Origin of the sequence: Cellvibrio sp. QJXJ (genome assembly GCF_024452345.1) — a bacterium.
GTDB lineage: Bacteria > Pseudomonadota > Gammaproteobacteria > Pseudomonadales > Cellvibrionaceae > Cellvibrio.
In genome coordinates, this window is record NZ_CP101662.1 from 2,757,772 (window position 1) to 2,777,994 (window position 20,223).

Consider the following 20,223-nt stretch of genomic DNA (forward strand, 5'->3'; position numbering starts at 1 on the left):
ATTGCGGGGCTCATACGAGCCCCCTGTAACATGAATTAAAACTTGAAGGATGCAGACGCGACAAAGTGACGCGGCAATTCCGGCAGGACGATGGTGCCCCCAAACAGATCCGGGAAGTTCGCGCGGAAGTAGCGCTCATCCGTCAGGTTTTTACCTTGCAGGCTGAATTTCCACGCATCTACATCAAAACTAATACCGGCGTTAAGCAAGGTGTAAGACGGCAATTTCACCCCTTTGGAGAAACCGGAATAGGTGGCGTCGGCATGCACCGTACTCGCTGTCACACGCACACCATTTCCAAAGTCATAGGCACCGGTCAGGCTGTACATGTTTTCCGGAATACCGGATTTGGTTGCATCGTCTTCATTACCCACCAGCGTTAAACCTTGCATCACATAACCATAAAACAGTGATGGATCGGTTACGCCGGTTAAATCACCTGCGCCCATAAAACCGAACTGGGTACCGTTTTCCAAGGCGGTGAGGTTAGTGATTTCCAAGTGGGTCATAGCGGCAGTCAGCGTGAAATTACTGGTCACCAAAAAGCGCGCCTCCAACTCATAACCTTCGGATTGGGTTGTGTTGTTGCTCACCTGATCTTGCGCACTGTAATTAGTGCGGATCTGATCAAAATAGGCAGCGGCGACATACAAGCGGTCATCCAAGAAACTGCCTTTAACACCCACTTCCTCCAACTCGGAATCAGCCAGGGCATTGCCGGCCGCCAAACCATTGTCGAGCGTAATCAAGCCGGGAGAAATTTCTGAACCCTGCCCCATCACGATGGTGGTTTGTGTTGATTTGGTGATGTAAGGCGTAAAACCAAAATCAGTTTTGTAGGAGAGACTTGCCGTCCATGAACCACCTTCGTCTTTATCCTCACCCACTACATCGGCAGTCGCGCCGCGAATTTTTTCAGCAACAGTGGTGGATTCCATATCCAACAAGTCATAGCGCGCGCCCAGCAATACGCTGAGTTTTTCTGCAACGGTATAGTCCGCCAAAAATGCCATGCCGTAGTCGGTGTAATCGCCCACTAAATAGTTGGAATAATCCGAATCAGTTACAGTTGCCAATAATTTGCGATCAATACCATTGGAGGGTTTGGTCAAATCGCGACGGTCAAAATATTCGTAGTTGAAATCATCACCCTGTTTAAAATCGGTGTAACGAATACTGGGCGATACTTGATAGCTGCCTTTCAACCAATCGGTGTGTTCAGTGTTGAAGGCAAAAATTAATTGATCTTCAAACGCGTAGCTGTCCACAAACTGTGAAAAGCCATACGCATTTTCATTAATGTTTTCGAGGGATTCATAAAACATTTTGTTGGTGATGCTGAAGCTGTCGCTAACATCGTGGATCAGATCGAAATACAGGGTTTGTACCGTAGTCACCAACTGGTCTTCCGGTGCCACCATGGTTTGGCTGCCACTCAACTTGGTCGTGCCTGGGTTCAGCAGTGCCCACTGGGGCGCCATGCTCGCATCGGTTGCAGAAGAACCGGGTACAAAAAAGTTACTGTAATTTGCAAAACTGTCTTTCCACACATCAAATTCCGCGGGCGAGTTATAACCATCGCCGTCGGTATCCACTGAGGCGGGCGAACCGGTGATGTAGGTACCGTTATCAATCAGGTCTTGCGTCAAACGGTTCCAACCTGCCACTTGGTTGCCGTCGTATTCGTGATACATACCGCCAAATTCCACGCGGGTTTTATCGCTCAAATCCATGTTGAATGACGCTTGTAAAATATTTTGGTCAGTGGCGGAGTTTTCATAATAACTGCCGGAATTTTCGGTTTCGGCGTAAACGTAATAACCGAGTTTTTTATCGCCAATTTCTGCTGGGCCACCCACTTCGGCGGTGAGCACATTTTTGTCCCAGGTACCGCGAGTAATAGAAATTTCGCCCGCCGGTTTATCCAAATACTGACCGGTTTCTGCACGCGCTGACTTGGGTTCAAAGTTGAGGAAGCCACCAATTTTTGAAGGGCCATAAATCGGTGATGCGGGGCCGCGCACAATATCGATACGGTCAGTGGCGCCAATTGGCGTTGGGTAGTTACCAGGGTTGTTCACACGACGCACACCACGGAAATAGACTTCACCGGGAGTACCGCGTACATCCAGTGAACCTGCCACACCAAAAAAAGATTGGGTAAATGCACCGGGGGAAATTAATACCAGATCATCAATATCGTTGATGCTGAAATTTTCCATCATATCCGCGCTCACCGAAGTGACGCCGCGCGGTGTTTCCAAAATCGTTTTACCAAAACCGAATACCGACTTAACCGGCTCGGTGGACATCACACCCATGGTGTCTTCTACCTGGCCTTCGGCGGTGTAGGTTTCCAACTCCACTACTTCATCTTTTTTAGCCTCTTGCGCCAACACAGCAGGAGCAGCCACAACGCAGCCAAGGCTGATCAGTAACGCGAGTTGTTTCGGTTTGAATCGTTTGTGCATGATCATGAGGGAACACTCCAAGGGTCTAATAATGATTGCCTGAAACACAAACCAGATTTAGCAAGCGCTGTGCCATTTCCTGTCCGATTGGTTACATTTTTGATTAAAATGATTTATATCCTTATTAATCAACTGGTTATGAATCATAAAAACCGGTTCACTTGCTCATTAATCGATGAATACCAATTTGAACAGCGAACCACAGGAAAAATAACGATCACTGATGAAGCAAAAACACGCGCCATGCACCAAGTAAAAAAGCCAACTTGGTGCACAGCAAAAATTTAACGCCAATCACATAACGCATAGCGTTTGCAGGTGAAGCCGTAGGAGACAGGAGCAGCCGCCGTTAAGCTGGCAATACCCTTGGAGCGGAATTGTTTTTCAAAACGGGCGGCGCGGGTGTTATAGGTGTTGAGCAGTTGTTGTTTGATATCCTCTTCCACAAAACTGTATTGCAATGAATTGCGACTGAGTAATAACAACTCCTCCCAGGACAAATTAAATTCCTTCACCGCCACAAAAAATTCGTCGGTAATATTGGAGTCCCACATGCCGCGATCATCGGTGGAAAGCGCAACCGGAATGCCCAAGCGCAAATATTCGGGGAAAGGATGTTGTGAATAATCGCTCACGTATTCGAGCAATAAATTGGAAATTAAATTAATTTCGATCAGGTAGGGGCCGTGGCGCATTTCGCGCAACAAATCTTTGTCGGTAATTAAATTCACACCGTGACCAATACGATCAGCGCCGAGCATCAGCGTATCGCGAATATGGTAGTTGGGTTCGTCCACCTCACCAGCGTGTACCGACAAACGCACATTGTTGTATTTGTGGCGCAGCTCGCGCAGGGTTTGGGTAAAACGCAGCGGGTAGCCTTTGTCATTGTCCTCACGCCCCACCATGTTCACCGCCACATACAAATCACGGTGCCGCGACACTATGTCGTAAGAGGCGCGCAACTGGTCTTCTGCACTCGGTACAAAGCGCAAAATGGAATCCTGAAAACGCACGGTAACACCGGTTTTTTTCGCATCGGCCTGGGCTAAACGCTGACGAAATATAGCCACGGCTTCATCTTCGGTGAAGGCCGTGCCATCCGGTTTAAAATAACCACCCGCCTCTACCATCGCCTCCAAATAAATTAAACCTTCGCTGCCAAAGGCTTGCATATTTTTATACAGCACTTCCGCGATTAAATAGGGGCTGTGTAACAACTGATCCAATCGCTGCCAATGGGTTTGAAAAAATTCATCGCGCCCTTCGTGTTCGTGATTGAGCATTACACTTTGCATCCAGGCAGCTTTTTCTTTTTCGTCCAGCTCTTCCAGGCGTTTGTATTCCGCTTTTTCACACTCCGGCAATTGCTGGTAAGACGCCTCGGTTAAATTATTAAACAACATTAAATAAGGGCGACGCACAAATTCATTGTTGCCAAAATCGCGGCAATTATTGATGCGCACTTTGGTATAAAAACGATAACCGTGTACTTTTTGCGACAGCGCCAGGTCGTACCACCAATCCGACAATACCGCGCCGCTAATATGATTGTGCAGGTCGCCACCTTTGGGCATGGCATATAAAAAACGGTATAACTCTTTATCCGTTGCCGTGGATTTAAATTGTTCAAACCAGTGATCTTTGGTAATCACCCGGTCACTGGCGGGGCTACTGACCAGCGCATGGGCATTCAGGCTAGTCAGCCCGGCAAGTGCAATAAGCGCAGCAAACGCAAGGTCGCGGCCTGCACCACAAAGGCTATTCATAGGAAGCAATTGCATAAGCGAGTTCTCTAACAGTTCGGGGGGTTGATATAAAGAAAGGAAGCCATCCCCCTGCCCAATGCAATTGTGATACCAGCCAGCGGCATTTGGCGCCAGCACAAGACAGCCCTGTCATTCCCCCCGCAAATAACCTGTCCGATTGGACAGGTTATGCTTTTATCTGGTGCATGCCATTGCGGATTTGCCCAGTAATATTGCGGCCTGCACCGGAATCACAGCGTAAAACCTAAGGCTGGACGATGGCACAGAATTTGATACAGCCGCTCAAGACCCAACTGTGAAATGCATCATTCAACCTGTGGAATTTTGTTATGCCCAACACCACTGACACCCGCCCCTACCCGCGCGACCTGCTTGGTTATGGTCGCAACCCACCACCCGCCAACTGGCCGGGCGGTGCGCGTATTGCGGTGCAATTTGTGCTGAATTACGAAGAGGGAGCGGAGAATTGTGTGCTGCACGGCGATGCCGCATCGGAAACTTTTTTGTCCGAAATTATTAGCGCGCGCGCCTTTGAAGCGCGTCATATGAGTATGGAGTCACTGTATGAATACGGCAGTCGCGCGGGGTTTTGGCGACTGCACCGTTTGTTTAATAAATATCAATTACCGGTGACAGTGTACGGCGTGGCCATGGCACTGGAACGCAACCCCGATGTGGTAGAAGCCATGCTCGAATCCAATTGGGAAATTGCCAGCCACGGTTACCGTTGGATTGATCATCAATTTATGCCAGAGGAAATTGAACGCGAACATATTCGCACCGCGATTGACATCCACACCCGCGTCACCGGTTCGCGCCCTCTCGGTTGGTATACCGGGCGCGACAGCCCCAACACGCGAAAATTGGTCATTGAACAAGGCGGATTTTTATATGATTCGGATTCCTACGCCGATGACCTGCCCTATTGGACGCAGGAATATGCGCAGATCAATAACGGCAAGCCGCATTTAATTATTCCCTACACCCTGGACAGCAACGATATGCGCTTCGCGGCGGCGCAGGGTTTTAATTGCGGCGAGCAATTTTTTACTTACCTCAAAGACAGTTTTGATGCGCTCTATGCCGAGGGTGAATTTGCCCCCAAGATGTTAAATATTGGTTTGCACTGCCGCATTATTGGCCGGCCCGGGCGCATTCAAGCGCTGGAAAAATTTATCCAGTATGTGTTGCAACACAACGATGTATGGGTCTGTCGGCGCGATGCAATTGCACGCCACTGGCACGAACATCACTACCCGGCAGGAGCTGCATAATATGGCGCCGCGCCCGCAGCTCTCTCACAACGACAACGACAACCACAACCACAACCACAACCACAACCACAACCACCATTATTTTTCACGTTTTTTATTATTGATCTGTTTGCTGCTGATCTTTATCGGCCTGCTCAGCATTAGCCAAACCTTGCAGGCGCAAAGCTGTAAATTACCGGATCGCGCCGCCACCGATTACGACTTTGACATGGCGACCGATAGCTTCGGCCCCAACCCCGACGCCAGCACTGACTATTACAAAATGGCGGTGAACTGGTCAGAGGATTACTGCAAGCGTATTAACATTAATCTCGCTACCGAAACCGATCCCAGCAAATTGGAAAAAATACAGCGGGATAATGAGTTCCAATGTTTTTCCACGCAGAAATTTGGCTGGGTATTACACGGGGTATGGGCTTCCTCCTGCGCGGGAAAAAGCCTGGGGCGCTGTACGGATTTAAAAGAAATAAAAAAACACCCGCGCTTTTGTGCTGGCGATTTACCAGCACTGCCCTACGCCGACATTGAACCCTATTTATGTATGTCGCCGAGCGCTGCACTGCTACAAGCGGAGTGGGAAAAACACGGCGCCTGCGATTTCAACTCTGCCACCGCTTATTTTGAAAAATCCCAACAACTGTTCACCGCATTGCGCTACCCACCACGCAACATGAGCCACAAGCAACTCGATCGCTGGATGAAACAAAATAACCCGCCGCTTGCCAACAAACGCCTGTTGTATCGCGGCAGTGAAATGTATATCTGCTACAACACAAACTTTGAATTAATCAGCTGCCCACGGCGCAATTGAACAACCAGATCACGAGACTTTTATGTTTACTAACTCATTAAAAACTTTGTTTAAAACCAGCTTATTAACCAGTGCGTGTTGTTTGAGCGCATGCAGTTCCATGGAACCCGGTAATAGTGCCCAGGCGCAACCCACTTATGAACGATTAAACGCGGTGCTGTGGATGCAAACCTCCGCTGAATATTATGCGCTCACCCAAAGTGCTTACACCCAAGCCACTAGCATGGTAGACAAAGCCTTGGCAGACAAACACTGGAGCGCCGCGCAAGAACAAAGCGGTGACTACAGCAAATTGCCACCCGCGATTATTTTGGATATTGATGAAACTGTATTGGACAACCTACCGTTTCAAGCACAACTCATTAAAGACAACGCCCCTTTCACCCAAGAAGCATGGGACAAATGGACCAAACTTGCTGCCGCTGAACCACTGCCGGGTGCGAAAGCATTTTTGGATTATGCCAGCACAAAGGGAATTACTATTTTTTATGTCACCAATCGCGATGCAAGCCAGGAAGAGGATACGCGCGCAAACCTGCGGCAACAAAATTTGCCCCTGCGCGATGATATTGATGTGGTGCTCACCCGCAATGAAAATCGCTGGAGCTCATCCGATAAGGGCGCACGCCGTCATTACGTCAGTCAGGATTTTAGAATTATTGCGCTGGTGGGCGATGACTTTGGCGATTTTGTTTCAGGCGCAAAAGGCACCGCCGAAACCCGCGTAGAACTGGCAAAAAATAGTGCGGCAGCTTGGGGCAGCAAATGGTTTTTAATTCCCAACCCGGTTTACGGTTCCTGGGAAGCCGCACTGTTTAATCACGATTACACTACGCCGGTTAATGAAGTCACTGGGTTGAAATTTAAAAAATTACAGGGGTTTTAAGATTATTAAAAATCTAACAACTAAATCAAACAATCTCTTCATATAAATATGAAGAGATTAGGTATGCTTCTGTGGCTTAACTCTGAAATGATAAAAATCCCAAAAATGAATCGAATGAAGCAGTTGGCTATGATTTATAGGCTTCGGGGTAAAGCTCTTTATCTACCTCAATCAAATATTTTTTTAATTCCAGTTCGTCGGGAGATGCAAACTCTCTTGAAGAAATTATTCCGTAAGTGAATGATTTTCCTTCTGGGAGCGAGCTACGAGGATTTTTTCCTTGTTTGGCACAACTGGCAATAAAGTTAAGCTGAGCCAATATTGATTGAATAGAAGGATCATTTGTATTTATGATCTTTTGATTAGTAAATTTATCTATAGCTTGAAGCGCTGCTCTTTCAACATTCAAAAGATTCATTTCATATCCACTTCATATTTATACTAAAAATATTTTTTTCATCATTCATTAACAACTGAATACCAGTCTATTACACATGTAAATATTCAAATATTAGTGGAAAAACTTCATGAGTAACATAATGCAAAAAACGTGCGATTTTGGTGACCAGAGCAGGGGAAGTCGGTGAGGATATTTTAGTAAAATGGATACCTCAGAAGACCTAGACTAATTAGCTGAATCAGTTTCTAAAACTGATAACAGGCCCGACAGTCAATTACCTTCGGGCCTCCTATTGATTTATATAGTTTCCCCATCCTGCAAGAATTTAAGTAGAGCCATATCATCAATCGGACCGGTAATGCTTTCTTTAAGTATTGATCCTGATCGCCAAAGCCGCTCCAATGTCTTATAAAGATTATCACTCATAGTACTTGTTATTTTCTACTCGGAAAAATACCTTTCCTTAAGAGCAGGATCAATAAAATCCATAAATGACTCTCTAATACCATCCATATCTTTACTCAAACCACGAAAATTTCCAGCTGCAGCACTAATACCTGAATAATCCCCCTGTTTTGCTTCAGCAATTGAAGTCTTCATATTATTTTTCATATTCAAAAAGTTAGGGATTACTTTTAACTTCCATAAGTGAATATCAGAAGTCACGTTTGAGTACTCCGAATGACTTACCGGTTTTTCAAGAATTTTTTCATAAGCCTCAAATGCCAGTATTCCTGCACTAATAAACTCAATAAAATGTTTTGAATACGCATTCATATAATCAACCGAAGAGAACATTCTTAACAGTAATTTCTCTCTAAGTTTTGAATCTATTTTACACATAAGGCCAATTGGTTAATTTTTGAGTCAACTTTACAGGCGAGCTAAATGCAACATATATTTGCGTTCGACCACCCTCAGATAGCACTTAAACTTTCAAATATCCTTCAAGAAAAATCTGGAATCTTGCTGGCTGAAATTCACCACAAGAAAAAATAAAAATATATTTCCCGCTTTCCTCTATTGAGATATGACCATACAACCTTAACCCTTTCTTTCTTCCCTTGAATATTTTCTCTCCGTCAAATTCAATTACACCAAAATTTAATTCGGACTGTATATTTAATGACTCATCATGAGAGATAATTTTCTCAAGTTTTGAAAAGTCAAACAAATCCGGAAAACTCAGCTTAACTGATGTAACATCGGCAGTAAAAACCATTTCAATATCATTAGCCTCAAGGCTATCACCGTCATAAATTTTTTCATTTAATTTTTCAAACTTCATATCACACTTCCTTTAAGTAACCCTTACTCACCAAATCTTCAATAGTTAACGGCGTTTCTAATTGCGTGCCAAGACCAGCCTGATTAAACCAAGGAATAGCTTTTCCTGCATTAACTTTTGGAATGGGCTTAACCACCGTATATGACTTCATGGTTTTACTTTTAGTATCCGGGGGTAGCGCTCTGTTTTCAAATGGCTCACCTTTATAAGAAACAAAGGTACCAAAATCACGAAACTGGCCAGTATTCCTATCTATAAATCCGCCATAACGATCAATCTGAGTATCTATTTGTAAAGTTATCTCTGACGTACTTATTGCACCTCGATTGGGAGGCCAACCGCCATTGAGATTGTTATCGTTAAATAATGCTTCTAACTCATTCCATTGTTCTTTAGTGTACATCGCATACGCTTGCTCAGATAGCGCATTTCTAACTTCGAATTCTTCTACCGTACTACAAAACTCATCGTATGTAGCTTTCTTTGTTTCATCCTCATCCGATATCACATCACTATTTTTTTCTTTGGATTCAACAGTTGGACTAACCATATTCTGAGTAGGCGTTTCAATTTCCTCTGGATTCCGCGTACCCTCCGGTGCCAAAGGCACTGGCCTATCCGCTGCAGTGGCAGGGAGGAATTCTGCTGCTTTTGCTGGTGGTGCTTTTGGTGGCAAAGGAATTTTATAGGCAAGTAACTCACCCGTCGCGAACAAGTGCAAAGCGTCGGCTAGAGGATTTTGTTTTTGATTAGTGTTGTACAGGTTTTCACTGTTTAAATACGCTAAAAATAGCTGACTACTGATGCCCAACTGATTGAATAATTGCTGAGCAGCATCCGTAGTGTTAATCACCTCGGGTATTAGATCAGTAGCAATGTGCGGATTAGGGCCTTTAATGATACACAAGCCAAATCCATTTTTACCCTTTAATGCACCCGCTGCGGCCAATGTAGGTAACTTATAGATCGCTAGGTCGCCACGCAAAATACATTGGGCAACCGCTTGATATACCTCTCCCGGATGGCTGCTATGGAAATTAGCGCTATGATGGGTGCGATTGAGAATTTGCATCCACTGCTGCAGTGTGACCGGTAACCTGGCAACAAAACGAAAGGTTGAATAGGAATCACTGGAGTAGCGTTTTGCTGAAGATGTGCGAGGAGACCTGGTGCGGGCTGTCAGCTCATAAGACTGGCCGCTATGGTCTTTAATAACGAGATTTATCACTATGGCATCCCTGTGGTAATTATCTTGATGAAAATTGAAAACGCAGTGTAAGGATTTTATTCAGTATGTCCATAACCGAAGCGCGGCTTATCCTCAAACTGTGAAAATAGTCAATTCCATTATTTCCCTTTAATTTCCCAATCACCCGCAGCCAGTTTCACCAAAGCAAAATTATGCATTTTTGAACGCGAACCCTCGCCCAGTGCCTTGGGTGGATAAAACGCGGCTTTGGCCTCAGGGTAATCAATCAATAATTCATCCAATGCCGCGCGAATTTCGCTCAGGGTTTTTTCCAGATTGGTATCAAAATCCGGGCGCTTACGAATGGTGTGCCCCAGTGCTACCAGCCGCATAAAATATTGATTGGCAAGGTGCAGTAATTCATCGGGTAAAATTGCGTGTTGGCATAGGCGCACACGGGGGTTTTGCTGACAGTAATTTAGCAATGCCGCATAAAAACACAGCGGTTTATTGGCCAGCTCTACTTTGTAATCCGTGTCGCGCAGTGCAATACATTTATTTTCCAAATCCAATACCAGTGCGATATGTTGGCTAGCGCCGGGCGCAAGTGTCGCAGCAATTGCTAGCGGTTTACGCTGCAAATAGGGCGATAAAAAAAACACCAGCAGCAATGCGAAAAATAAGGGATATACCGAAATAGTTTGCCACAGACTGGGTTCGCAAATGCCCAGTTTTAAACTGATCACTTGCCCCGGCAGTTGCAACTGCCGCTCTACAATACGGTGTGAATGCGACACCTGACCCGACAATCTCATCTCTGACTCAAAGCGCAACTGGGCATCAAACTGCTGCAAGCTGCTGACCCGCACCGATAAATTCTGCGCGACTAATAGTTCATTTAGTTTTTCTAAATAGGCGTGTACTTGCGCCGGGTTGCCGGCCATGTTCAACGCGGGATTGGGCAGCGAAAGCCGCGGCAGATCCAGTGACACACGATTTTCCACCGCGAGGATACTGCGTTCCAGATTGAATTCGCGCTGCAGCGAGGAACCAAAAAAATAAGCTAATTGCAGCGCAACAAAACTACCTACCAATAACAACAGATGGGCGTAGCTGAGCGTATTTTTTAATGCCCCCAGCTGCGGCCGTTTAAAGCGCGGCAATTTCATACCCAAGGCATTGAGATATAAACTTTGCATTAACGTTTCACCAGCGGCTGTGGGCAACCTTCCGCGTAACTGAGTTCACCAAAATAGGTGGACTGTTGTTGCTGTGCGAGGTTACCCAAGGTGGTTTGCAGGGCGCAGAATAGATCCGTATTGCGCCCATTCATTTTTAAATACCAACTGCTGCCGCGAATATCGCTGTCGCCGATGGCTTGAATATAATTTTCTGAAAATTGTTCGCCGTCTTCTTCTGACCAATAGCTGGCAATCATATCTACCTTGCCGCTGGCGAGTAATTCACGCAGGCCGGTGTGATTGTGGCTGTACACAATGGATATTTGATCCTCGCGTAAATCCAACTCGCGAAATAAATGCATGGGAATAATATGCCCGGAGCGACTGGACGGATAATCCAATAAACCTATGCGCCGACCGAGTAAATACTCGCGGGTTAATAAGGGTTTTTCATGGCGACCAATTAAATAGGCTTGATACTGTGAATAGCTGGCAAGACGTTTATAGCCGTGGGTATTTTCCGCATCAAACGCCTGCACAATATTGTCTTTGGTATTCACTAAATCGCCGATGCCTTTGCCGATAAAAGTGATATCGGAAACATCGCCCGTACCCCAATAGGCCTGCACCTGTTGATACTGCCGCTGCACCACCGGATCACCGCACAATAAATTGGCGAGATTGCGTGCGACGCTTTCTGTGTTCATATACACCGTTAATTTTTCTACCGCGGAATTGTTTCCCGCCGCGCAGGTGTAGCTGTCTTCAATCAAACTCGGCAAATGATAATTAAGCGGTGCCTGACTATTTTTGCCCAGCAGCCACATAGCCAATACCGCTATAAAAAATAGCGTGAATGGCAAACTTAGCGGTGCAAAAATTTTTAAGTCATTCATGTGCGTATTCTTATCAGCCCCTGAAAGAAAATTGCAAAAATCGTACCCTTAATACAGAAACGCCTGTGTGTTTGATAAAACTTGTCTATTAATCGCAAATAGCGTGATTTTTTCTCTTGGTTCAGTGTTAAACCACCTGTTTTTCTGCTTTTTTCCGTAGAGAAAAAACTCTGGCTGAAAAGACAAGTATTAATTGACCACTGCAATAGTGCGCTTCAGCCAGTGCATGCACCAAAGCAGACCAAAGTGGCGACCGGTCAGCGAAAAAACTCGCGACTGCGCGCTCTTATCCAACTCGAATTTTCCTCTCCAGCTCGCACTAACAGCGCAACCGCAACCGATAAACCTTCACATAAACCTGCTTTATTGGTTTGGATAAGCTTATTTATTCACCATAACTAATTGATGTTAAAGATTTATTAACCAGTAACTTTGAATTTCGACAAATGCTTTCTCGCGCACACGGCAATTTGGATGATAGGCCAACACATCTGTTATTGACCTTGTTTGAATTGCTGGAGTTTGTAATGAAGATCGCCCGATTTGTTTGCGGCCTGCTGCTGGTGACCACCAGTGTGCAGGCACTGGCCTGGGGACAAAATGGCCACCGAATAGTTGGCCAGATAGCCAATGAGCACCTGACCAAAAAAACCCAACAAGCCCTGCTGCCATTATTGGGTGGCGACTTGCTGGCCGAAGTGGGCACCTGGGCCGATGAAATGCGCTCCGACCCCGCCGAGTTTTGGCAAAAAGATTCCACCCGCTGGCACTACATTAATGTGGCCGCCCCCAAAGACTTTGATGCAAGCCACTACCACACACCGCAAACCAAAGAAGAAGTAAAAGATATCTACGGCGGCATTTTGCGCTGCATCGCCGCGCTTAAAGATAAAAACACCCCACTCGCCGAGCGCCAGTTTTACTTGCGCTTTCTGGTGCATTTGGTGGGCGATATTCATCAACCCATGCACACCGGCCACGCGGAAGATCGCGGCGGCAATTTGATAGAGGTGAAGTTTTTTGGCGAGCTGACCAATCTGCACTCGCTGTGGGATACCGAGTTACTGGAATCACAAAACCTGAGTTTCAGCGAATTTGCCGCCTTTATTAATACGCAGGACAAACAGCTCATCAAAACCTATTTAACCAGCAGCCCCGCTGACTGGCTCAAAGAATCCATGGCGCTGAGCGAGAGCATCTACCAAAGCGCCGCCCCCGCAGCAACCAACACCTTGCCCGAATTCAGCTACGGCTACATCCATCAACAACTGCCGGTTGCCGAAGAGCGACTGCTGCAAGCGGGCATTCGCCTCGCTGGTTTACTCAACAGCATTTTTGACCCCAGAGCCAAGCCGGGCACTGCTGCCCTGGCGGTAAAACCCTAACGCCTTGGCCACACAACCGATCACACAACCAATCACACAACCATAGCTCGGTAGCGAGCACTGTTATTAACCGCTCCATTACTCTTGTTTAGGGAACACACACTATGAAACCGCTATTAAAAAGAAGCGCCCTCTTTGTGGCGATGACTGCCGGGATTTCCGGTTATGCCCATGCACAGGACACCAGCTCATCCATCCTCGGTAAAATCAGCGCGCCGGACGGTTCACCCGCCGCCGATACCCGCATCATCGTGATACATGAACCCTCCGGCACGCGCAGTGAAGTGAAAACCAACAGCGCCGGTAGCTACTCGCTCAAAGGCCTGCGCATTGGCGGCCCCTACAAAATCACCATCGATTCCGATACTTATCGCGACGCCGAGATGCGCGATCTATTTCTGCAATTAGGCAAGGTGCTGCGTCTGGATCAAACCCTGGAAGCGGCAGATATGGCCGAGTTGGAAGAGGTGCTGGTGATGGGCACCATCATCAACTCCAGCACCAAAGGCGCCAGTTCGGTATTCAGTGAAGACGATATTAAAAAGACCCCCGCCTTCAGCCGCGATATTAAAGACATCATCCGCAGCAACCCGATGGTGGTGGTAGAAGACGGACAGCTGAGCATTGCCGGTAGCAACCCGCGCTTCAACAATATCACTGTGGATGGTATCGGCCAGAACGACGACTTTGGCTTGAACTTCGGTGGTTACCCCACGGCGCGCCCACCGGTATCACTGGATGCCGTAAGCCAAATCAGCGTGAATTCGGCGCCCTTCACTGCCAAAGTCGGCGGCTTCTCCGGCGGTTTGGTCAACGTGGTGACTAAATCGGGTACTAATGAGCTACAGGGCTCAGTATTTGCTGAAGGCACCAACGACAGCCTTTCCGGCGACCCGAAAACCGGCGACCTGGATCTGGGCGAAGAAACTACCATGGGGTTCAGCGTGGGCGGGCCACTGGTGGAGGACAAAGCGTTTTATTTTATCTCTTACGAATCCTTCGAGCAGGACACCACCGCGCTCTACGGCCTGAATGGTTCCGGCGCCAACGAGAGTGAAATCACCAGCGCCCAATACGAGCAGTTCCTGCAGATCCTCAACGATACCTATGGCCTGACCGACTCAGTAGCCGGTGGTGCGGGCGAGCGCGATGACAAGCTGCTGGTCAAGTTCGACATCAACCTGAGCGATGAACACCGCCTGGATTTCAGCTACCAGAAGCAGGATAACGAACTCGACCGCAACAGCCCGGATCAGGATTACCAGCTGCGCTTGAATTCCAACTTCTTCACCATCAAAACCGAATCAGACACCTACAGCTCACACCTGTTTTCTGACTGGAGCGATGCCTTCAGCACGGTCATCGGCCTGTCCTACAAAGACCTGACAACTGACTCGCTGAAAAACTCGGACCTGGGTGAAGTGACCGTCAATATCGGCAGCAATGAAATCCTGTTTGGTACCGACCGCTCGCGCCACGCCAATATCGCCGATACCCAAACCTGGCAGCTGCATTTGGACGGCACCTATTTGTTGGGCAACCACGAGTTGCGTTTTGGCTACCAGGGCCAAAGCGTGACCTATTACAACTTGTTCGGCCAATACACCGACGGCGTGTGGGAATTCGCGAGCCTGGATGATTTTGCCGCGAAGAAACCCAATTTCTTTGCCTATCGCAACGCCTACACCAATAACGCCGAAGACCTGGCCTACAGTGCAGAACGCACCACCCATGCACTTTACGCCGAGGACAGCTGGGCGGTTACTCCCTCGCTGTTGCTCACCTTTGGCCTGCGCTATGAGCAGCTCGCCTCAGACGATGTACCGCAAGAAAATGCGCGCTTCGTGAGCACCTATGGTTACAGCAATACCGAAAACCTGGATGGGCTGGACATCATCCTGCCGCGCTTCAACTTCAACTGGGACTTGAATGAGACCATGACCCTGCGCGGTGGTATCGGCCGCTTTAGCGGTGGCAAACCCAACGTCTGGCTCGCCAACTCCTTCACCAACGACGGCCTCACCTACGTTGCCGCGCCGAGCAGCGCTACCAACGCGGCCATCGCCGACCCCGCTAATGTCGACTTCACCCAAATTCCCGACTCAGTGCAAGCCTCGCTGGTCAGCGGCACCGGCAGCACCGCCTATGTCGACCCGGACTATGAACTGGAATCTGATTGGCGCTATCAACTGGGTTGGGATCAGGAGCTGAACATTCCCTATTTGGGCGATGGCTACCTGTGGAGCACCGAGTTCAACTACATTGACAAGGAAGACTCCTCCTTCTGGGTAGATACCTCGCGCACCGAAAGACGCCGCACCGCCGACGGCCAGCGCATCATTTACCAGAGCATTTACAGCGGCAACCTGGCCAACAACTACGACCTGATGCTGACCAATGCCAAAAAAGATGGCCGCAGTATTATCTGGACCACCAACCTGAAAAAAGACTGGGATAACGGTGTGAATATGTTCGCCGCCTATACCCATCAGGACGTGACCGAGGTCAACCCCGGCACCAACTCCACCGCCTCATCCAACTACAACTTCAACGTCACCATGAACCGCAACGAGGAGTTGGTTGGCACCAGTAACTACGAAATCAAACACCGCTTTGTACTCAACCTCGGCTACGCCGCCAACTGGTTTGGCGATAACGAAACCCGTATCAATGTAGCGTTTGAGCGCCGCTCTGGCCGCCCACTGAGTTGGACACTGGACGCCTTTAACGACAACGACTTTGGCGACCAGCGCGACTTCCAAAACAGCGATGTCTACCTGCCTTACATTCCCACCGGCCCGAACGACACCAATATCGATTGGGAGGGCAGTAACTGGCCGGGTGCCACCACCAACGAAGAAAAATACGCCGCCATGCTAGAGGTTATCCAAGGCGCTGGACTGGAGGGTTATGCCGGCGGTTATGTGCCGAAAAACTCCACCACCCAACCCTGGGTTACTGACCTGGACTTGAGTGTGCAGCAGGACATTCCCGGATTTGCTGACGGTCACACCGGCACCATTTATTTCACCATTGAAAACCTGCTCAACCTGATCGACAGCAGCAAAGGTGAAGTCCGTCGCATGGAATTCCCACAACAAACCCTGTGGGACTACGACGTGAATTCCACTACCGGCCAATACCAATACGACGTGCGCTTTAACGGCACCAACACCAACAACTGGAGTGAATACATTCCGGAAGCCTCGGTGTGGCGCCTGAAACTGGGCGTGCGCTACAGCTTTTAACCTCAGCTCAACTTCCCGTTAACGAACGCAGCTCCCGCCCTTTTGCCTAGCGGCAAAAGGGTCTGGGCAAGCTCGCGCTCAATTCCGGGCTTTTCGCGTGTTCCACCTTTATCAATCACCACTGTTAAGGAGTTACCTGTTATGAAAAAGCTCGCCCTTGGTTTACTCGCGCTCGTCGCACTCAGCGCTGCCACCACCCAAGCCGCCAACTGTATTTACGGCTGTCCCACCGGAAAATCCGGTCAAGTCGTCACCCGTTCGATTTACACCATCAGCAATAACGCCACCACCAAGTTTGCCGATTGGGCCGCCTATCAAGTCACAGCGGCTACTATCGATGGCCCCTCACGCACCCGCACTTGGCGCGTCGACCCCAGCATCACCGCCGCCAATACTCTCGAACCCGCCGACTACACGGATGCCGCCGCGGTATTGGGTACTGATCGCGGCCACCAAGTCCCACTCGCCGCGTTTAGCAACACCGCCGACTGGGCAACCACCAACTATTTATCCAACATCACCCCGCAAGCCGCCGAATTAAATCAAGGCCCCTGGGAGCGATTGGAAAATGCCGAGCGAGTTATTGCACGCAGTGGGCAACCGATTTTTGTTGTCACCGGCCCACTCTACGAATGGTATTTCGGCTCACTGCCCGGCGCCGACGAATCGCACATCATTCCCTCAGGCTATTACAAAGTTGTCATCGCCGTAATCAACGGCACAGTAAAAGCCTCCGCCTTCATCATGGAACAAGACTCCGCGCGCGCGGATAATTTTTGCAATAAAGAAGTCACCATCGATGAAGTAGAAATGCGCGCAGGCATTAACGTCATGCCCAGTTTATCCACCACGATCCAAGCTCCCGTTGAACGGAGTTACGGTGGATTAAAAAGCCAATTAGGTTGCTAACCGAGTTAGTGTTGTTTTCATGAGCGCTCCACTTGAGCGGGTTCGCCCGCTCTTTTTTTATTATTGTTATCTGACTACTACACCTGCCCCACTGTACTCTAACCTAGCCCGCAACGGGAGTTGATTGAGTCATTGATTAAAAGGTAGGAGCCAAACAGTTACTGATTCAATGTTTTGGTAAAAAGAATTTTATCATCTCCTTTTACATTTCTATGCACGCCTGTAATCTCATAATTCTGGGTGATTAACAGGAGCAACATAGCTTTGTACTTATTCATGCTTTTAACAGAAATTTCTTTTGCCCCCATTTCGCTAACGTGCCGTTCTTGCTCAAGTAATAATTTTTTCGCTATACCTTTTTTTCGGTAATGAGGATGAACGCCCCCTAACCAACTATAAAAACATTGTTCATCAATCCAATAACCCAATTTGTACCCAACCAAAACACTGTTATTTTCTGCAACAAGCAAAAGGAAATTTTTATCTCCAATACGCTCCGTAAAAAAATCAGTGTCTGCTAGAGGTGACAACTCTGTAATTTCATTATGCAGAACCAATATTTCATCAAATGAACCAATGCGTATTTCCATAAAAAATCCAAATAACAAAAAATAACAAAAAATAACAAAAAATAATGCGCCTATAGCGTTTTGCCCTACTCATATCGGTAAATTATTACCTTAAATAAACTTACTGATCAACGCTAACTCCCTCTTTTATAAGCATTAACAACAATTCAACCTGAATTCTGTTAAATCATTTCTCGCTTAACTGCACTGCTTGATGATCGATCTGAGTTTTGATCCGGTTATTAACCACTTTAAGCAGGTGATAGAAATGAAACGTAGTCTTTTTTTACCCGCCGCGTTGATTGCGGCTTTTTCACTGCCATTGCAGGCAGAGGTTTTAATTTCCGAGGTGCTTTACGATCCGCCTAATAGTTTGGACAGCACATTGGAATGGATCGAGCTTTTTAATGCGGGCTGTGATGCAATTGATCTGAGCACCTATACCTTGCAAGACAAACAAGGCGCGCCGGTACTTAACCTGAGCGGCACGATTCAGCCAAATAGTTATTTAACATTTGCGCGCGAGGCAGATGCGTTTACCACACGCTACGGCTTTGCACCCAACTTGACAGGTATGTCGCTTGCGCTGGGCAACAGCGGTGATTTATTTGTTTTAAAAAATAATGGTGTCGATGTAGATACAGTTGCATGGGAAAACGGTATTAGCGGTTGGACAATTGCAGCGGTTGATGTATCGATTTATCGCGTTGATAACACAACGCCGGCAACCAACGCGCAGTGGGCAGTCAGCACTGCGGATAGCCCCGGCATCGGCCCGCTCACGCAAGATTGCTCCGGTGGTGGGGCGTCGAGTAGCAATACAACTAGCAGTATAAGCAGCAGTTCAAGTAGCACTGAAGAAATCAGTAGCAGCTCAAGTTCCAGCGTTACATCGAGTGAAAGCAGTAGTATAAGCAGTTTGTCATCTGCCAGCTCATCATCGTTAGCAATACCTTATAGCTACGATGTGTATTATGCACCGGCAATGGGACTTGAAGGATTTGAGTTGCGCGTCGCGCTACACAATATTATTCGCACCGGCCATATTAATTTAACCTACAGCCAAGTGTGGAGCGCGTTGCAATATGCTGACGAAGACCCGGATAACAACGCGAATGTGTTGTTGCTATACAGCGGCCGCTCGGCGGATAAAAATGATCGCGATGGGCAACCTGGATTTGATAACGACTCCTGGAACCGCGAACATGTTTGGGCAAAATCCTACGGCTTTCCTGATGATAATCAATTCGCCTATACCGATATTCATCACCTGCGCCCGGAAGATAAAACCGTTAACAGTTCACGCAGCAACAAAGCCTTTGATAATGGTGGCACTGCGCAAGGTGAAGCACCCGATACCTTTACTGATGACGATTCATGGGAACCGCGTGATGCGGTAAAAGGCGATGTGGCGCGCATGATGTTTTATATGGATGTGCGTTATGAAGGCACCGATGGCAACACACCGGATTTGGTTTTAGTGGATAACACGGCCATGGCAAGCGGTGACGCCAATATCGGTAAATTGTGTACTTTGGTTGAGTGGAGTCAGCTGGACCCGGTCGATAATTTTGAAATGCGCCGCAACCATCGTATTCAGGAATGGCAAGGAAACCGCAATCCGTTTATTGATAATCCAAATTGGGTACTTAGTTTGTGGGGCGATTTCTGCGGCGTAACATCGTCTTCCAGCAGCAGTAGTACTACAAGCAATGAATCAAGCAGCAGCATAAGCAGTGAAGCCAGTAGCGCCATATTATCAAGCAGCTCAGCTACGGCCATAAGCAGTAGCGCAAGCAGCACTGTTATTTCCAGCAGCTCAACCGCTTCTGCGTCAGCCACTAACAGCGGCTCGGGTAGCGGCTCATTAAACTGGTTAAGTTTATTGTTGCTATTAAGTCTAGTTAGATTGCGTAAACAATAAGACCATACGCTTTGTTGTGAATT

At 47.6% G+C, this 20,223-nt stretch carries 17 protein-coding genes; 8 read left to right on the top strand and 9 right to left on the bottom strand.

Annotated elements, in window-relative coordinates; genetic code table 11:
* Positions 1 to 35: 35 nt before the first annotated feature.
* Positions 36 to 2,477, bottom strand: a complete 2,442-nt coding sequence (locus NNX04_RS12095; RefSeq protein WP_261945912.1) for a TonB-dependent siderophore receptor — start codon at positions 2,475 to 2,477, stop codon at positions 36 to 38.
* On the opposite strand from NNX04_RS12095, the gene NNX04_RS12100 reads away from it, so the two are divergent.
* Positions 2,466 to 2,759 (top strand): hypothetical protein, encoded by a 294-nt coding sequence (locus NNX04_RS12100; protein ID WP_151054538.1) that lies wholly within the window; start codon positions 2,466 to 2,468, stop codon positions 2,757 to 2,759. The genes NNX04_RS12095 and NNX04_RS12100 overlap by 12 nt on opposite strands.
* Here NNX04_RS12100 and NNX04_RS12105 read toward each other — a convergent pair.
* Positions 2,756 to 4,255, bottom strand: coding sequence for an adenosine deaminase (locus tag NNX04_RS12105; protein ID WP_261945913.1), 1,500 nt, complete (start codon positions 4,253 to 4,255; stop codon positions 2,756 to 2,758). The two genes, NNX04_RS12100 and NNX04_RS12105, sit on opposite strands and share 4 nt — an antisense overlap.
* Positions 4,256 to 4,569: 314 nt before the next feature.
* Here NNX04_RS12105 and puuE point away from each other — a divergent pair, with 314 nt between their 5' ends.
* Genes puuE through NNX04_RS12120 form a run of 3 tightly spaced genes read left to right on the top strand, consistent with a single transcriptional unit; the run spans position 4,570 to position 7,211 of the window.
* Entirely contained in the window at positions 4,570 to 5,514 is a 945-nt protein-coding gene (gene puuE, locus NNX04_RS12110) for an allantoinase PuuE (RefSeq protein WP_261945914.1), read from the top strand.
* 1 nt (position 5,515) lies between these two features.
* The gene (locus NNX04_RS12115; protein ID WP_261945915.1) at positions 5,516 to 6,325 is read left to right on the top strand and encodes a ribonuclease T2 family protein; all 810 of its coding nucleotides are present in this window, start codon (positions 5,516 to 5,518) and stop codon (positions 6,323 to 6,325) included.
* A gap of 22 nt (positions 6,326 to 6,347) precedes the next feature.
* Positions 6,348 to 7,211 carry a 5'-nucleotidase, lipoprotein e(P4) family gene (locus NNX04_RS12120; protein WP_007639961.1) on the top strand — a complete coding sequence of 288 codons (864 nt, stop codon included), beginning with the start codon at positions 6,348 to 6,350 and terminating at the stop codon, positions 7,209 to 7,211.
* Between the two features lie 127 nt (positions 7,212 to 7,338).
* Here NNX04_RS12120 and NNX04_RS12125 read toward each other — a convergent pair whose 3' ends face one another.
* The 6 genes from NNX04_RS12125 to NNX04_RS12150 form a co-directional block, all read right to left on the bottom strand.
* On the bottom strand, positions 7,339 to 7,629 hold the full coding sequence (locus NNX04_RS12125) for an immunity protein Tsi6 family protein (RefSeq protein ID WP_007639959.1): 291 nt from the start codon (positions 7,627 to 7,629) through the stop codon (positions 7,339 to 7,341).
* Between the two features lie 423 nt (positions 7,630 to 8,052).
* Positions 8,053 to 8,388 (bottom strand): hypothetical protein, encoded by a 336-nt coding sequence (locus NNX04_RS12130; protein ID WP_261945916.1) that lies wholly within the window; start codon positions 8,386 to 8,388, stop codon positions 8,053 to 8,055.
* A 151-nt stretch (positions 8,389 to 8,539) separates the two neighbouring features.
* Entirely contained in the window at positions 8,540 to 8,899 is a 360-nt protein-coding gene (locus NNX04_RS12135; protein WP_007639954.1) for a hypothetical protein, read from the bottom strand.
* Between the two features lies 1 nt (position 8,900).
* Positions 8,901 to 10,127, bottom strand: coding sequence for a TNT domain-containing protein (locus NNX04_RS12140; protein ID WP_261945917.1), 1,227 nt, complete (start codon positions 10,125 to 10,127; stop codon positions 8,901 to 8,903).
* A gap of 119 nt (positions 10,128 to 10,246) precedes the next feature.
* The gene (locus NNX04_RS12145; RefSeq protein ID WP_261945918.1) at positions 10,247 to 11,287 is read right to left on the bottom strand and encodes a hypothetical protein; all 1,041 of its coding nucleotides are present in this window, start codon (positions 11,285 to 11,287) and stop codon (positions 10,247 to 10,249) included.
* Positions 11,287 to 12,165, bottom strand: a complete 879-nt coding sequence (locus tag NNX04_RS12150) for a PhnD/SsuA/transferrin family substrate-binding protein (protein WP_261945919.1) — start codon at positions 12,163 to 12,165, stop codon at positions 11,287 to 11,289. Before NNX04_RS12150 ends, NNX04_RS12145 begins: the two co-directional genes overlap by 1 nt.
* A gap of 527 nt (positions 12,166 to 12,692) precedes the next feature.
* On the opposite strand from NNX04_RS12150, the gene NNX04_RS12155 reads away from it, so the two are divergent.
* The 3 genes from NNX04_RS12155 (at position 12,693) to NNX04_RS12165 (ending at position 17,707) form a co-directional block, all read left to right on the top strand.
* On the top strand, positions 12,693 to 13,550 hold the full coding sequence (locus NNX04_RS12155) for a S1/P1 nuclease (protein ID WP_261945920.1): 858 nt from the start codon (positions 12,693 to 12,695) through the stop codon (positions 13,548 to 13,550).
* A 104-nt stretch (positions 13,551 to 13,654) separates the two neighbouring features.
* Positions 13,655 to 16,798 carry a TonB-dependent receptor gene (locus NNX04_RS12160; protein WP_261945921.1) on the top strand — a complete coding sequence of 1,048 codons (3,144 nt, stop codon included), beginning with the start codon at positions 13,655 to 13,657 and terminating at the stop codon, positions 16,796 to 16,798.
* Positions 16,799 to 16,939: 141 nt separating this feature from the next.
* Positions 16,940 to 17,707, top strand: a complete 768-nt coding sequence (locus NNX04_RS12165) for a DNA/RNA non-specific endonuclease (RefSeq protein WP_151054556.1) — start codon at positions 16,940 to 16,942, stop codon at positions 17,705 to 17,707.
* A 158-nt stretch (positions 17,708 to 17,865) separates the two neighbouring features.
* Here NNX04_RS12165 and NNX04_RS12170 read toward each other — a convergent pair whose 3' ends face one another.
* Entirely contained in the window at positions 17,866 to 18,297 is a 432-nt protein-coding gene (locus tag NNX04_RS12170; protein ID WP_261945922.1) for a GNAT family N-acetyltransferase, read from the bottom strand.
* A 247-nt stretch (positions 18,298 to 18,544) separates the two neighbouring features.
* On the opposite strand from NNX04_RS12170, the gene NNX04_RS12175 reads away from it, so the two are divergent.
* Positions 18,545 to 20,200: an endonuclease gene (locus NNX04_RS12175; protein ID WP_261945923.1), complete on the top strand. Its 1,656-nt coding sequence runs from the start codon at positions 18,545 to 18,547 to the stop codon at positions 20,198 to 20,200.
* The last annotated feature ends 23 nt before the right edge of the window (positions 20,201 to 20,223 follow it).

Coding starts and splice junctions, on each gene's coding strand:
- NNX04_RS12095 (WP_261945912.1), bottom strand. CDS start 2,477: ATGATCATGCACAAACGATTCAAACCGAAACAACTCGCGTTACTGATC.
- NNX04_RS12105 (WP_261945913.1), bottom strand. CDS start 4,255: ATGCAATTGCTTCCTATGAATAGCCTTTGTGGTGCAGGCCGCGACCTT.
- puuE (WP_261945914.1), top strand. CDS start 4,570: ATGCCCAACACCACTGACACCCGCCCCTACCCGCGCGACCTGCTTGGT.
- NNX04_RS12115 (WP_261945915.1), top strand. CDS start 5,516: ATGGCGCCGCGCCCGCAGCTCTCTCACAACGACAACGACAACCACAAC.
- NNX04_RS12120 (WP_007639961.1), top strand. CDS start 6,348: ATGTTTACTAACTCATTAAAAACTTTGTTTAAAACCAGCTTATTAACC.
- NNX04_RS12125 (WP_007639959.1), bottom strand. CDS start 7,629: ATGAATCTTTTGAATGTTGAAAGAGCAGCGCTTCAAGCTATAGATAAA.
- NNX04_RS12130 (WP_261945916.1), bottom strand. CDS start 8,388: ATGAATGCGTATTCAAAACATTTTATTGAGTTTATTAGTGCAGGAATA.
- NNX04_RS12135 (WP_007639954.1), bottom strand. CDS start 8,899: ATGAAGTTTGAAAAATTAAATGAAAAAATTTATGACGGTGATAGCCTT.
- NNX04_RS12145 (WP_261945918.1), bottom strand. CDS start 11,287: ATGCAAAGTTTATATCTCAATGCCTTGGGTATGAAATTGCCGCGCTTT.
- NNX04_RS12150 (WP_261945919.1), bottom strand. CDS start 12,165: ATGAATGACTTAAAAATTTTTGCACCGCTAAGTTTGCCATTCACGCTA.
- NNX04_RS12155 (WP_261945920.1), top strand. CDS start 12,693: ATGAAGATCGCCCGATTTGTTTGCGGCCTGCTGCTGGTGACCACCAGT.
- NNX04_RS12160 (WP_261945921.1), top strand. CDS start 13,655: ATGAAACCGCTATTAAAAAGAAGCGCCCTCTTTGTGGCGATGACTGCC.
- NNX04_RS12165 (WP_151054556.1), top strand. CDS start 16,940: ATGAAAAAGCTCGCCCTTGGTTTACTCGCGCTCGTCGCACTCAGCGCT.
- NNX04_RS12170 (WP_261945922.1), bottom strand. CDS start 18,297: ATGGAAATACGCATTGGTTCATTTGATGAAATATTGGTTCTGCATAAT.
- NNX04_RS12175 (WP_261945923.1), top strand. CDS start 18,545: ATGAAACGTAGTCTTTTTTTACCCGCCGCGTTGATTGCGGCTTTTTCA.